The following is a 13,111-nucleotide window of genomic DNA, read 5'->3' on the forward strand; positions in this document are numbered from 1 at the left end:
TCCTCAAGAGAACTGTTGCTCCAAGGGACTTCGTCGGCCCGCGCAGCGTGGGAGGGGGATGGTCGCGGGAACCCCGGTCGCGCCCTTGGAGGGCGAGACCTCAGCCCGCGGCGGCTGTGCTTGTGGCAGCTGCCTCGGAGTCCGCGCCCCCGGCCTCAGGCGCGCTGAGGTCGACGTACTCGGACTGATCGTCCTGCGATTCTACATCAGCCTTCTTCGGCTGCCGCCCCGGCTGGTAAGCGGACGACTCGAAGCCGGTGTGGCGGCGCGTCTGCACGAACAGGATCACGATCCCCAGCACCACGGCGGCCAGCGCCGCCCACACGTTCGTGCGCAGCCCGAAGTAGATCTCGCTCGGATCGATCCGGATCGACTCCCAGACCGCGCGGCCGGCGCCGTACCAGATCAGGTAGACCGCGAACAGCTTGCCCCACTGCAGGCGCAGCCGGCGGCCGAGCCAGAGCAGGAAGAGGCACCCGAGCGTGTTCCAGATGACCTCATACAGGAACGTGGGGTGGAACAGGGTTCCCGGGGCCAGGCCGGCCGGGAACGCCGCGTTGGTCGACTCGATCTCGAGGCCCCACGGCAGGTTGGTCGGCAACCCGAACAGCTCGTGGTTGAAGTAGTTGCCGAACCGGCCGAACGCCTGCGCGAGGATCAGTCCGGGGGCCAGCGCATCCGCGAAGGTGGAGAAGCGGACGCCCGTCCAGCGGCAGCCCAGCCAGGCGCCGATGCCGCCGCCGATGAGGGCGCCGAAGATGGCGATGCCGCCCTCCCAGATCGCCCACACGGAACCGGGCTGGAACGGGTTCCAGGTGTTCGCGCCGGGGCCGAAGTAGAAGCCCGGGTGGGTGAGCACGTGGAAGATGCGCGCCGCGATGATCGCGAGCGGCACGGCGATGATGCAGATGTCCACGACGACCCAGCGCTCCGCACCGCGCTTGGTGAGGCGGTTGTTCGTCATGAACGTCGCCACGATGATCCCCGCGATGATGCACAGCGCGTAGTAGTGGATCGTGAACGGACCGACCTGAAACGAGCTGATCGGCGGGCTCGGAATGCTGGCGTGCACGCCGAGACCGGCCGCGCTGGAAAGGGCACTGTGGAGCGCGAAAGACATGCTCACGAGTCTACGTCGTCAGTGCGTGCTCACCGTGCGCGCACGGTGCCGGTGGCGAGCTCGCGGGTCACCTCGGCGAGGCGCTCCACTCCTCCGTCCCGCAGGGCGCGCACCAGGGCGGTGCCGACGATCGCGCCGTCCGCGTACTCGAGCACCCCCGCGATCTGCGCGGCGGTGGAGATCCCGATCCCGACGCAGGCGCGCCCGGCGCCGTGCTCCCGCAGGCGCCCGACGAGCGTGCGCGCCGCCTTGTCGAGCTCGGCGCGCTCCCCGGTGATGCCCATCGTCGAGACCGTGTACACGAAACCGGTCGATGACGAGCTCACCAGGTCCAGGCGGGCATCGGTCGACGTGGGCGCGGCGAGGAAGATCCGGTCCAGGCCCGTGCGCTTGCTCGCGGCGATCCACTCCGGGGCGGCCTCCGGCGTGATGTCGGGGGTGATCAGCCCTGCTCCGCCCGCGGCGAGCAGGTCGTCCGCGTACCGGTCCACCCCGTGCTGCAGCACCGGGTTCCAGTAGGTCATGACCACGACGGGCGCGTCGACGGCCTCGGTGATGGCCTTGACCGCGCTGAACAGATCGCGCATCCGGAATCCGCCGGCGAGGGCCGCCTGCGTGGCCTCCTGGATGATCGCGCCGTCCATCACCGGGTCGCTGTAGGGCGGACCCAGCTCGATGACGTCGACGCCGTTGCGTGCCAGGGCGATGGCCGCGTCGATGCTGGTCTGCAGATCCGGGTAGCCGACCGGCAGGTAGCCGATGAACGCGCCCCTGCCCGCATCGTGCGCGCGCTGGATGGCCTCTTCTACGCGGCTCATGCTCCTGCGGCTCCCTCGTCGTACAACCCGAAGTAGCGGGCTGCGGTGTCCATGTCCTTGTCGCCGCGGCCGGAGAGGCAGACGGCGAGGATGGCGTCGGGACCGAGCTCCTGGCCGATCCGGATCGCCCCGGCGAGGGCGTGCGCGGACTCGATGGCCGGGATGATGCCCTCCGTGCGGGTCAGCAGGCGCAGCGCCTGCATGGCCTCGTCGTCGGTGGCGGGGATGTAGTCGGCTCGGCCGATCGCCGACAGCCAGGAGTGCTCGGGGCCGACGCCCGGGTAGTCCAGCCCCGCGGAGATCGAGTGCGACTCGATCGTCTGCCCGTCCTCGTCCTGCAGCACGTAGGTGCGCGCGCCGTGCAGCACGCCGGGACGACCGCGTTCGATCGACGCCGCATGCTTCTCGGTGTCGACGCCGTCTCCGGCCGCCTCCACCCCGTACAGGCGCACGCCCTCATCGTCGAGGAACGCGTCGAACATGCCGATGGCGTTGGATCCGCCGCCGACGCAGGCGATGACGGCGTCGGGCAGGCATCCGGCCTCGTCGAGGAGCTGCCGGCGCGCCTCCTCGCCGATGATCTTCTGGAAGTCGCGCACCATGGCGGGGAACGGGTGCGGGCCCGCCGCCGTGCCGAAGATGTAGTTCGTGGTCTCGACGCTCGCGACCCAGTCGCGGTACGCGTCGTTGATCGCATCCTTCAGCGTCCGCGATCCGGTGGTGACCGGGACGACCTCGGCGCCGAGCAGACGCATGCGTGCGACGTTCAGCGCCTGTCGCTCGGTGTCGACCTCACCCATGTAGATGGTGCAGTCCAGGCCGAACAGGGCGGCGGCGGTCGCGGTGGCGACACCGTGCTGCCCCGCCCCGGTCTCGGCGATCACGCGCGTCTTGCCGAGCCGCTTCGTGAGCAGCGCCTGGCCGAGCACGTTGTTGATCTTGTGCGATCCGGTGTGGTTGAGGTCTTCCCGCTTGAGGAAGATCCGCGCTCCCCCGGCGTGCTCGGCGAACCGCGGCACCTCGGTGATCGGCGACGGGCGCCCCGCGTAGGAGTGCAGCAGGTGCGCGAGCTCGGACTGGAACGCGGGATCCGCGATGGCCGCGTGGTAGGCGTCGGTGAGCTCATCGATCGCGGCGATGAGGGACTCGGGCATGAACCGCCCGCCGAAGTCGCCGAAGAACGGGCCCGGCTGGTCCCGCAGGCTCTGAGTCATGATCCGGCCTCCAGGAAGGAATGCAGAGTGGCGACGGGATCGCCGGTGACGAGCGCCTCGCCGATCAGCACCGCATCGGCACCCGCGGCGCGGTAGTGCGCGACGTCGGCGGGTGTCAGCACGGCCGACTCGGCGATCTTGACGGCCGACGACGGGATCCGGTCGACGAGCCGGCCGAACAGGTCGCGATCGAGCTCGAGGGTCTTCAGATCGCGCGCGTTGACGCCGATCAGGGAGGCGCCCAGGTCGATGGCGACCTCGAGCTCCTCGGCGGAGTGGGTCTCGACGAGCGGGGTCATGCCGAGTTCGAGGATGAGCGCATAGAGTCGCTCGAGGTTCGCCCGCTCCAGTCCCGCCACGATGAGCAGCGCGAGCGAGGCGCCGGCGGTGCGGGCCTCGAACACCTGGTACGGCGTCGCGATGAAGTCCTTGCGCAGCACGGGGACCGAGACCGCGGCCGTGACGGCCTCGAGGTCGGCCAGGCTGCCGCCGAACCGGCGCTCCTCGGTCAGCACGCTGATCGCGGACGCACCGCCCTGCTGGTACAGAGACGCCTGCAGGGCCGGATCCGGGATCTCGGCGAGGGCACCGCGGGACGGACTCGCGCGCTTCACCTCGGCGATGATCTTCACCCGGTCGGCAGGAGCCAGCGCGGCGCGCGCATCGAGGGCCGGTGCGCGATCCCGTGCGGCGCGCTCGAGGACCGCGAGAGGACGTGCCTGCTCGCGACGAGCCGCGTCCTCGACTGCGCCGGCCGTGAGGTCGGCGAGCACCATCAGTGCGCCTTCGGCTGGTACTTCGGGCCCTTCGCACCGTAGCCGGCCTTGGCCAGCACCACGCCTGCGATCGCGCCGATGACGGTGATCGCGACGCCCACCCAGACCACGACGGGCACATCGAGGAAGAACGCGGTGGTGCCGACCGCGAGTCCGAGCAGCATGATCACCACGGCGGTCCAGGCGGCAGGCGAGTGTCCGTGGCCGGGGTCGGCGATGGGGTTGGTCATGTTCTCCTCCGAGCTGCAGTGGTTCACGTCGAGTCTAATGGATCGCCCCGATTCGCCGTGGTCGACGGGCGGGGCCGGGTCAGCGGGTCGGGTCCGTGCCGCGGCTGAGATCGTCCCAGCTCTCCACGGCGTCGACGGGGCCGTCCACGGGCGCGGTCGCCGTCGTCCGGTACCGGCGCCCGCCCGACTTCCAGCGTCCGGCGGTGACCAGCGCGAGCGCACCCCCCAGCACCAGCAGGATCCACGCCGCGAGGGCGATCCATCCCCAGGCGCCGACAGCGATCGCACGCACCACCGCGCCGAGGGCCGTGTCGCCGGCGAGACCCGTCGCCTTGGTGAGCGACGGCGCCACGGCGTCGAGGGGGTGCTGCACCAGGATCCGGATCGTCATCACGCCCAGGAGCACACCGACGGCCAGTGCGATCGTCGCGAACACCCGCCGCATCACCGGGCCGACCAGCGCGAGGGCGGCCGCGAGGGCGAGCGCGGTGAGGCTGAGCGGCGCGAGCACCGGCAGGGCTGCATTGCCGGCGACATCGAGCGGTTCGCCGCCGTCGGTGCGCGTCACGGTGAGCCAGGTCTGCGTCGAGGACAGGATCCCGATGGCGCCCGCCAGCAGGATCAGCAGCAGGCTGTTCGACTTGGCCCGGCGGGTGAGCATCAGCCCTGCGCCTGCTCGGACGAGGCCGTCTGCGCCTCGTCCCCCGGCAGGATCGGATCGAGATCCACCCCGTCGAAGCACGTGCGGGTGCCGGTGTGGCAGGCCGCGCCGATCTGGTCGACGAAGAGCAGCACCGTGTCGCCGTCGCAGTCCAGCCGGGCGCCGCGCACATGCTGCACGTGACCCGAGGTGTCGCCCTTGCGCCAGTACTGCTGCCGGGAGCGCGACCAGTACGTCGCCCGCCCTGTGGTGAGGCTGCGGCGCAGCGCCTCCTTGTCGGCCCACGCCATCATGAGGACCTCGAGGGTGTCCCACTGCTGCACGATGACGGGCACGAGGCCCGCCTCGTTCCAGGTGACGAGGCGCAGTTCGGCCTCGATGCGGTCGTCAGTCACGTCGTCTCGCTCTGCTCTCATCGCACCAGCACCCCTGCCTCGCGCATCGCGGTCTTCACGTCGCCGACGGTGAGCTGTCCCGAGTGGAACACGCTCGCGGCGAGCACGGCGTCGGCGCCCGCGGCGATGGCCGGGGCGAAGTCCTCCGCCTTGCCCGCTCCCCCGGACGCGATCACCGGAACGCTGGAGACCTCGCGCATCAGACGCACGAGCTCCAGATCGAAGCCGTCCTTCGTGCCGTCGGCGTCGATCGAGTTGACCAGCAGCTCGCCGGCACCGCGCTCGATCGCCTCGCGGGCCCAGAGGAGGGCGTCGAGGTCGGTCTCGGTGCGGCCTCCGTGCGTCGTGACGACGAAGCCGCTCGCGGTGCGCGTGGTGCGCCTGATGTCGAGGGACAGCACCAGCACCTGAGCGCCGAAGCGGTCGGCGATCTCGCCGATGAGGTCGGGCCGGGCGATCGCGGCGGAGTTCACGCCGACCTTGTCGGCGCCGACCGACTGCAGCCTGGCGACGTCGTCGACCGAGCGCACACCGCCGCCGACGGTGAGCGGCACGAACACCTCTTCGGCGGTGCGGCGCACCACGTCGTAGGTGGTGGCGCGCTCGTCCACGGTGGCGGTCACGTCGAGGAACGTGATCTCGTCCGCGCCCTGCGCGGCGTAGTGCCGAGCGAGTTCGACGGGATCGCCCATGTCACGCAGGTTCTCGAACTTCACGCCCTTCACGACGCGGCCCGCGGCCACGTCGAGACACGGGATGACGCGCGCGGTGAGCGTCATCAGAGCCTCGCGGCGTGGATCGCGGTGACCAGGATCGCCCGGGCGCCGAGCGCGTACAGCTGGTCCATCACCTGGTTCATGCCGCGGCGAGGGATCATCACGCGCACGGCGACCCAGGCCGGATCCCGCAGCGGCGAGACCGTCGGGGACTCCCGTCCCGGCGCGATCGCCGCCGCCTGCTCGACGAGGTCGGCAGGGAGGTCGTAGTCGAGCAGCACGAAGCGGTGCGCGACCATCACGCCGCGCAGGCGCCGCAGCAGCCGCTCGGTGCCGTCCGCACCGTCGGGCCGGGAGATCAGCACGGCCTCCGACTCCAGGATCACCGGTCCGAAGATCTCCAGCCCGGCCTGGCGCAGCGTCGTCCCGGTCGAGACGACGTCGGCGACCGCATCTGCGACGCCGAGCTGCACGGCCGACTCCACCGCGCCGTCGAGCTGCACGAGCTCGGCGGTGATGCCGTGCTCCTGCAGGAAGGCCCCGACCAGGCCCGGGTAGGCGCTGGCTACCCGCACGCCGTTCAGATCCTCGACGGTGAAGAACCGCCCGGGGCGCCCGGCGAAGCGGAACGTCGAGGCGCCGAAGCCGAGTCGCTCGATCTCCTGCGCGGGCTGGCGCACGTCCAGCAGCAGGTCACGACCCGTGATGCCGACGTCGAGCGCGCCGGACGCGACGTAGGTCGCGATGTCGCGGGGACGCAGATAGAAGAACTCGACGTCGTTCTCGGCGTCGATCACATGCAGGGTCTTCGGGTCACGGCGACCGGCGTAACCGGCCTCCTGGAGCATCTCGATGGCGGTCTCGGACAGCGATCCCTTGTTCGGGACGGCGATGCGCAGCATGAAAGGTCTTTCGTCGGAAGCGGGAAGGGGGCGCGCTTCACAGATGTCGGTAGACGTTCTCCAGCGACAGTCCCTTGGCCAGCATGAGCACCTGCAGGTGGTAGAGCAGCTGGGAGATCTCCTCGGCAGCCTCTTCGTCGCTCTCGTACTCGGCGGCCATCCAGACCTCGGCCGCCTCCTCCACGATCTTCTTGCCGATCGTGTGCACGCCCGCGTCGAGTTCGCGTACCGTCCCGGATCCCTCCGGGCGCTCGGCCGCCTTGCGGCTCAGCTCGGCGAACAGTTCGTCGAAGGTCTTCACCCTCCCAGGTTACCGGCTCGCGCGAGGCCCCGGAGCCGCGTGACCGCAGCCGCGATGTCGTCGGCGCCGTAGACCGCGGATCCCGCGACGAAGGTGTCGGCGCCGGCCCAGGCCGCCTGCTCGATCGTCGCATCGGAGATCCCGCCGTCGACCTGCAGCCAGACGTCGGATCCGCGGCGCTTCGCCTCGTCGGCCAGCGCGCGCAGCTTCGGCATCGTCTCGGGCATGAAGCCCTGACCGCCGAATCCGGGCTCGACCGTCATGACCAGGATCTGGTCGAACTCGTCGAGGATGTCGTAGAGTGGCTCTCCCGCCGTGCCCGGCTTGATGGCGACCCCGGCCCGGGATCCGATGCTGCGCAGCCTCCGCGCCAGCGCGACCGGATCCGCCGCCGCCTCGAGGTGAAACGTGACGCTCGCTGCGCCCAGTTCGGCGTAGCCCGGCGCCCACCGGTCGGGGTCCGTGATCATCAGATGCACGTCGAGCGGGATCGGGCTGGTCGCCTGGATGCGCTCGACCATCTGCGGGCCGAAGGTGAGGTTGGGCACGAAGTGGTTGTCCATCACGTCCACGTGCGCGAAGTCGGCCGTGGCGATGCGGGCGAGATCCGCCTGCAGGTTCACGAAGTCGGCGGCGAGGATCGACGGATTGATCCGGGGAGCTGCGGGGAGTTCGACGGAGGATGCGGCCATGCGCCCATTATCGCGGTGCCGCGCGAGTGGCGATGTCAGGGCGCGCTTAGGCGCGGCGGATAGCGTCGTGGCGGATCTCTGCGCCGCGCCGGATCCGCACATCCCGTGCCTGTGAGGAGCCAGATGAGAAGTCCGAGCGACGTCGACCGGCAGAGCGGGCCCGTGCGGGTTCCGGATCCCACGGTCGGCTTCTGGGTCGCCAAGGCCGCGTCGACCGCGTTCGGCGAGGCGGCGTCCGACTTCTCGATCCACGTGATGCCGCCGGTCGCCGCCGTCCTGCTGGGCTTCGTGCTGTTCCTGATCGCCCTGGGCTGGCAGCTCACGCGTCGCCGCTACACGCCCGTCGTGTACTGGTTCACGGTGGCGATGGTGGGCGTGTTCGGGACGATGGCCGCCGACGTCGTGCACGTGGTGCTCGGCCTCCCCTATGCGGTCACCACGGTCGGCTACGCCGCCGCGCTCGCGGCGGTGTTCCTGCTCTGGTGGCGCACCGAGCGCACGCTCGACGTGCACGAGGTGCGCACCACCCGCCGCGAGCTGTTCTACTGGGCGGCCGTCGTCGCCACCTTCGCCCTCGGCACGGCTGCCGGCGACCTCGCCGCGATCGGCCTGCACCTGGGCTACGTGCCGTCGATCCTGCTCTTCGGGGTGCTGATCCTGGTTCCCGCGCTCGGCTACCGGTTCCTGCGCTGGAACGGGATCCTCGCGTTCTGGACCGCGTATGTGCTCACCCGGCCGCTCGGCGCCTCGGTCGCGGACTGGCTCGGCAAACCGGTGACCGAGGGCGGGGTGGGTGTGGGATCGGGGTGGATCGCCCTCGTGTTCGCGATCGCGATGGTCGTCGTCGTCGCGGTGACGGCGCGTGCGCGCCGGGTGCTCGCACGGGAATCCGCGGTCGGATAGGGCCCGCTCAGCCGATCTTGCGGATCAGCGACAGGAACATGGCGTCGGTGCCGTGCCGGTGCGGCCAGAGTTGGGCATGGCCGGATCCGCTGGCCGGGGCCGGCAGGTCGATCGGGCTCTGTGAGACCGCACGCAGGACCTCTCGCGCATCGAGCTCCTCGAGGTCCGCCCGGTCCCGGAGCACCGTCGACACGACCGCTGCGGTCTCGGCCAGGTGCGGAGAGCAGGTGACGTAGGCGAGCAGTCCCCCGGGTGCGAGCGCGTCCACCGCGGCGCCCAGCAGCTGCTCCTGGAGGGCGGCGAGCTCCGGCACGTCGCCGGCAGTCTTGCGCCAGCGCGCCTCGGGGCGGCGACGCAGGGCCCCCAGCCCGGTGCACGGGGCGTCCACGAGGATCCGGTCGTAGCGTCCTGGGCGTTCGGCGGCGAGCTCGCGGCCGTCCTGCTCGAGCACCTCGACGTCGGCGGGGACGGCGGCGACCGCCCGGCGCACGAGCCCGGCCCGTGCCGGGATGACCTCGTTCGCGTCCACGCTCGCGCCGGCGCGCAGCGCCTCGGCGGCGAGGAGCGCGGTCTTGCCGCCCGGGCCGGCGCACAGGTCGAGCCAGCGCTCCCCCGGTCGGACCGGCTGCGCACCGACCAGCGCGAGCGCGACGAGCTGGGAGCCCTCGTCCTGCACGCGCACCCGGCCCCGGTGCTCGGCGACGATCGCTCCGGGGTCGCCGCCGGGCGATCCGAACGCGGTGACGGCATACGGGCGCCGCGGATCCTGCGGTTCGGCGAGCCCGGGAAGTGCGACCAGCGTCACCTCGGGCGCCGCGTTGTCGGCGTCGAGAAGAGCTTCGAGCTCGTCCTCCCTGCCCTCCGCGGCGAGGGCGCGGCGGAACGCGCGGATGATCCACACGGGGTGCGCGTGACGCAGACCCAGGCGCTCGTCGTCCGAGCGGGCCGCGGCCGTGATGGCGTCGAGCCACTCCTCCGCCGTGCGCCCGGCGACCGCGCGCAGCACCGCGTTCGCGAATCCGGAGGCTCCGCGCCCCGCGGCGAGAGCCACGAGATTGACGGTCTCATTCACGGCCGCGTGCGTTGCGACCCGGGTGGCGAGGAGCTGGTGCACACCCAGGCGGAGCGCGTCGAGCACGGGCGGATCGATGTGCGCGACCTCGCGACCCGCCGCCAGCGCGATGATCGCGTCGTAGCTGCCGGCCTGACGCAGCGTCCCGTAGGCAAGTTCCGTCGCGAGAGCTGCATCGGGGCCCGCGAGGCCGGCGTCGCGGATCGCGCCGGGCAGCAGCAGGTTGGCGTACGCGTCGGAGGAGCTGACGGCGCGGATGACGTCGAAGGCCACGCGGCGGGCGGGCTGCACGTCCCGCGGGCGAGGCGGCCGGGATGCCTGGGAGCCACGGCCGGCGGAGTTCGCACGTCCGTTTCCGGAGGGACGCCGTCCGGGCGCGCTCATGCGCCGAACCTCACGGTCTCGTCCGCGGCGACGTGCAGTCCGCGGAACCAGTCCGCGGCGGCCATCGCGGGCTTGCCGGCGGGCTGGACCCGCACGAGCAGCAGCGGCTCGGTCGCGGTGCCGACGAGCACGCCCTCCTTGACGCCGCGCAGTTCGCCGGGCGGCAATGTCTCCGCCTCCGCGGCGCGCGCGATCTCGCGGACCTTCATCGGGGCGCCCTCGAAGCTCGTGTGCGCGCCGGGTTCGGAGGTCACCCCTCGGTAGCGCGCGAACACGACCTCCGCGGGCTCGGTCCAGTCCAGCAGTCCGTCGGCCAGGGACAGCTTGGCCGCGTGCGTGGCCTCGCCGTGCTGCGGCACCGGCCGCGCCGAGCCGTCGGCGATCGCGGCGACCGCCTCGGAGGTGAGCGCAGCCCCGTCCTCGGCGAGCGAGGCGAGGGCGAGATCGGCGGTGGCGTCGTCGGGGACGGGGAACGTCTGCGCGAGGTGCACGTCGCCGGCGTCGAGCGCGGGGACGAGCTGGAACACCGTCACGCCCAGCTGCGCATCGCCGGCGATCAGCGCACGCTGCACGGGAGCGGCCCCGCGCCAGGCGGGCAGCAGGGAGAAGTGCAGGTTGATCCAGCCGTGCGCCGGCGTGCTGAGCAGCGGCTCGCGCACGAGACCGCCGTAGGCGACGATGACCCCGAGCTCGGGGCGCAGCGCCGCGATGCGACCGGTGGCGTCCTCGTCCAGCCGTGCCGCCTTGATCACGTGGATCCCGAGCGCCTCCGCTTCCTGCGCCACCGGCGATGCGGTCAGGATGCGCTTGCGGCCGAGCTGCGCGTCCGGCCGGGTCACGACCGCGACGATCTCGTGCTCGGTGGCGAGCCTGCGGAGCGTGGGAACGGCGGCCGCCGGGGTGCCGGCGAAGACGAGGCGCATGAAAGGTCCTTCGGAAGGTGTTCCGCCCGCTCGAGGCGGACAGTCGATTCAGAGGTCGGGTTCGGTCACGTCCAGCCTCACTGAAAGCGTAGTCCGTGCGGTGCGGCCCTTGCCGCGGCGCCGGCCCATCGCCTCGGCGACCACGGACGCGCGCAGCGACTCCGCGACGCGTGTGCCCTCTGCGTATGGGAAGCGCACGAGCGCGCGCTCCCGGCTGTTCTCGTCGCCCTCGATCAGAACCGGTCCGAGCACGGCATCCGCGGGCAGCGCCAGCACGGCGAGATCGTCCAAGGCGCGCCGCACGCCGGCAGCGGAGCCCTCGAGCTGGGCGACGCGCACCGCCGGCGGCATGCGCAGCGGCGCCCGTTCCGCGAGCTCGGAGCGGGCATACGCCGGCTGCGACCAGGTGGCGAAGGCTCGTGCGACCGCCCCGTCCACGCCCACGAGGTGGATCGGCGCTCCCGGAGCGGCGAGGGCTGCCGCGTTCGACCACCAGCGCAGGCAGGACTCGCCGATCCGCAGATCCGGCGCCTGCAGCATGCGCGATCCGTCCAGCAGCACCACCGCGCGGTAGCCGCCGTCCGCCTGGGGCTCCGCGCCGCGCGTGGCGACGACGAGAGCGGGACGCGCATCCACACGTTCCACCGGATGCGCGCCGTCCGCCACGATCACCCGGATCCCGGGGAACGCGCGGCCGAGTTCCTCCGCGGTGCGCTCGCTCCCGGACACGGCGAGGCGCACGGTCTCACCCCCGCACGACCCGCACGCCCAGGATCGCGCTCCGCGTCCGCACCACGCGCACACGGGAACCGCTCCTCGATGCGCGGCGCCGAGCGGCCCCCCGCAGGCGGGGCAGCGCGCGGGGGTGCGGCAGGACGCGCAGAGCAGCGTCGGCGAGAAGCCCGGTCGGGCGACCTGCAGCAGCACCGGCCCGGTCGCCGCCGCCTCGCGGGCCGTGAGGAAGGCGCGGGACGGCAGCCGCTGCCCGCGGCGGTCGAGATCCTCCGGAGAGTCCAGCGCGACGCGCGGCAGCACACGGCGCTCCGCGGTGATCGCGCGGATCCAGCCGCCCTCGACCAGCCGTTCCACATCGGTCGTCCTGGAGTGCCCGGCGAACAGCAGCGCCGATCCCTCCTGCTCCTGCCGGAGCAGGGCGACGTCGCGCACGTGCGCCCCGGGCGACAGCGGTTCGGCGAGGAGCCCGTCGCCGTCGTCCCACACCGCGATCAGCCCCGCCCGCACGGGCGCATAGCAGGCGGAGCGGTTGCCCACGACGATCCACGGCGCGTCCTCGAGGGTGCGCAGGTAGGCGCGGTAGCGATCCGGCCCGGTCTGGCGCGAATCCAGCCGCGCGATCGGAGCGCCGGGGGCGAAGGCCTCCAGCGTCGTGAGGAGCACGTCGAGATCGCGGTAGTCGGGCACGACGAGGATCGCGGATGCACCGCCCGCCAGCGTCGTCGCGGCCGCGGCGGCCAGCAGCCGTGACCACTCGGGATGCCCGTCCTGCCCGGGACGCGGGATCGCCTCCACCGCTGCCCGTTCGCGGTCCTCGAGCGTCTCCCGCAGGCCCGCATAGAGCGCGACCGTCGCGGCGACCTCTGCCGCGGGAACGAACGCCGGCACAGACGGCTGCTCCGCACCCGCGGCGAGCCAGGCCTTCTCAACCCGCACCTGCCGCTTCGGCACGATGAGGCGCAGCACGTCGGACGCGCTGCCCGCGGCACGGTCGGCGACGCGGCGGGCCAGCGCGTACAGGCGCTCCGGCAGCACCCGGGCGGCAGAGACGACGGTCTCGATCTCGGCGAGGGTCCTCGCGTCGTCGTCCTCGGTTGCGCGCTCGATCACATAGGCGTCGATCAGGCGCCCCGCGGAGCGCAGCGGCACCCGCACGCGGACTCCGGGAACCGCCGCATCCTCGAACGGCGCCGGGACGGCGTAGTCGAACAGCCGGTCGAGCTGCGGGACCGGCGAGTCCAGCAGGACGCGGGCGATCGGCCGTGTCAC

At 72.2% G+C, this 13,111-nt stretch carries 15 protein-coding genes; 1 reads left to right on the plus strand and 14 read right to left on the minus strand.

Translation table 11 applies throughout. The annotated features are described in order from the left end of the window. Positions 1 to 100: 100 nt before the first annotated feature. From lgt to rpe, 11 genes are all read right to left on the minus strand, one after another. On the minus strand, positions 101 to 1,120 hold the full coding sequence (lgt, locus tag ABD882_RS05890) for a prolipoprotein diacylglyceryl transferase (protein ID WP_345185275.1): 1,020 nt from the start codon (positions 1,118 to 1,120) through the stop codon (positions 101 to 103). A gap of 29 nt (positions 1,121 to 1,149) precedes the next feature. Continuing rightward, positions 1,150 to 1,938 carry a tryptophan synthase subunit alpha gene (gene trpA / locus ABD882_RS05895; protein ID WP_345185277.1) on the minus strand — a complete coding sequence of 263 codons (789 nt, stop codon included), beginning with the start codon at positions 1,936 to 1,938 and terminating at the stop codon, positions 1,150 to 1,152. Continuing rightward, positions 1,935 to 3,152, minus strand: coding sequence for a tryptophan synthase subunit beta (gene trpB, locus ABD882_RS05900; protein WP_345185279.1), 1,218 nt, complete (start codon positions 3,150 to 3,152; stop codon positions 1,935 to 1,937). Before trpB ends, trpA begins: the two co-directional genes overlap by 4 nt. Beyond that, entirely contained in the window at positions 3,149 to 3,925 is a 777-nt protein-coding gene (gene trpC / locus ABD882_RS05905) for an indole-3-glycerol phosphate synthase TrpC (protein ID WP_345185850.1), read from the minus strand. The genes trpB and trpC overlap by 4 nt, the downstream gene beginning before the upstream one ends. 2 nt (positions 3,926 to 3,927) lie before the next feature. After that, positions 3,928 to 4,158: a DUF6704 family protein gene (locus ABD882_RS05910; RefSeq protein ID WP_345185280.1), complete on the minus strand. Its 231-nt coding sequence runs from the start codon at positions 4,156 to 4,158 to the stop codon at positions 3,928 to 3,930. 79 nt (positions 4,159 to 4,237) lie between these two features. Beyond that, positions 4,238 to 4,819: a Trp biosynthesis-associated membrane protein gene (locus tag ABD882_RS05915; protein ID WP_345185281.1), complete on the minus strand. Its 582-nt coding sequence runs from the start codon at positions 4,817 to 4,819 to the stop codon at positions 4,238 to 4,240. Further along, a complete protein-coding gene (gene hisI / locus ABD882_RS05920; RefSeq protein ID WP_425563332.1) occupies positions 4,819 to 5,214 on the minus strand; it encodes a phosphoribosyl-AMP cyclohydrolase in 396 nt (131 codons plus the stop codon). The genes ABD882_RS05915 and hisI overlap by 1 nt, the downstream gene beginning before the upstream one ends. Positions 5,215 to 5,231: 17 nt before the next feature. Continuing rightward, entirely contained in the window at positions 5,232 to 5,993 is a 762-nt protein-coding gene (hisF, locus tag ABD882_RS05925) for an imidazole glycerol phosphate synthase subunit HisF (protein ID WP_345185284.1), read from the minus strand. Then, the gene (gene hisG, locus ABD882_RS05930) at positions 5,993 to 6,832 is read right to left on the minus strand and encodes an ATP phosphoribosyltransferase (protein WP_345185287.1); all 840 of its coding nucleotides are present in this window, start codon (positions 6,830 to 6,832) and stop codon (positions 5,993 to 5,995) included. Before hisG ends, hisF begins: the two co-directional genes overlap by 1 nt. A gap of 37 nt (positions 6,833 to 6,869) precedes the next feature. Beyond that, positions 6,870 to 7,133: a phosphoribosyl-ATP diphosphatase gene (locus ABD882_RS05935; RefSeq protein ID WP_345185288.1), complete on the minus strand. Its 264-nt coding sequence runs from the start codon at positions 7,131 to 7,133 to the stop codon at positions 6,870 to 6,872. Next, the gene (gene rpe, locus ABD882_RS05940; protein WP_345185290.1) at positions 7,130 to 7,825 is read right to left on the minus strand and encodes a ribulose-phosphate 3-epimerase; all 696 of its coding nucleotides are present in this window, start codon (positions 7,823 to 7,825) and stop codon (positions 7,130 to 7,132) included. The genes ABD882_RS05935 and rpe overlap by 4 nt, the downstream gene beginning before the upstream one ends. A gap of 123 nt (positions 7,826 to 7,948) precedes the next feature. Here rpe and ABD882_RS05945 point away from each other — a divergent pair, with 123 nt between their 5' ends. Further along, on the plus strand, positions 7,949 to 8,728 hold the full coding sequence (locus ABD882_RS05945) for a COG4705 family protein (protein ID WP_345185291.1): 780 nt from the start codon (positions 7,949 to 7,951) through the stop codon (positions 8,726 to 8,728). Positions 8,729 to 8,735: 7 nt separating this feature from the next. Here ABD882_RS05945 and ABD882_RS05950 read toward each other — a convergent pair whose 3' ends face one another. Genes ABD882_RS05950 through ABD882_RS05960 form a run of 3 tightly spaced genes read right to left on the minus strand, consistent with a single transcriptional unit; the run spans position 8,736 to position 13,111 of the window. Continuing rightward, positions 8,736 to 10,184, minus strand: a complete 1,449-nt coding sequence (locus ABD882_RS05950; RefSeq protein ID WP_345185293.1) for an RsmB/NOP family class I SAM-dependent RNA methyltransferase — start codon at positions 10,182 to 10,184, stop codon at positions 8,736 to 8,738. Continuing rightward, positions 10,181 to 11,107, minus strand: coding sequence for a methionyl-tRNA formyltransferase (gene fmt, locus ABD882_RS05955; protein WP_345185296.1), 927 nt, complete (start codon positions 11,105 to 11,107; stop codon positions 10,181 to 10,183). The genes ABD882_RS05950 and fmt overlap by 4 nt, the downstream gene beginning before the upstream one ends. A gap of 48 nt (positions 11,108 to 11,155) precedes the next feature. Next, the gene (locus ABD882_RS05960; protein WP_345185297.1) at positions 11,156 to 13,111 is read right to left on the minus strand and encodes a primosomal protein N' family DNA-binding protein; all 1,956 of its coding nucleotides are present in this window, start codon (positions 13,109 to 13,111) and stop codon (positions 11,156 to 11,158) included.

It is taken from the genome of Microbacterium panaciterrae (assembly GCF_039541635.1).
Lineage (GTDB): Bacteria > Actinomycetota > Actinomycetes > Actinomycetales > Microbacteriaceae > Microbacterium > Microbacterium panaciterrae.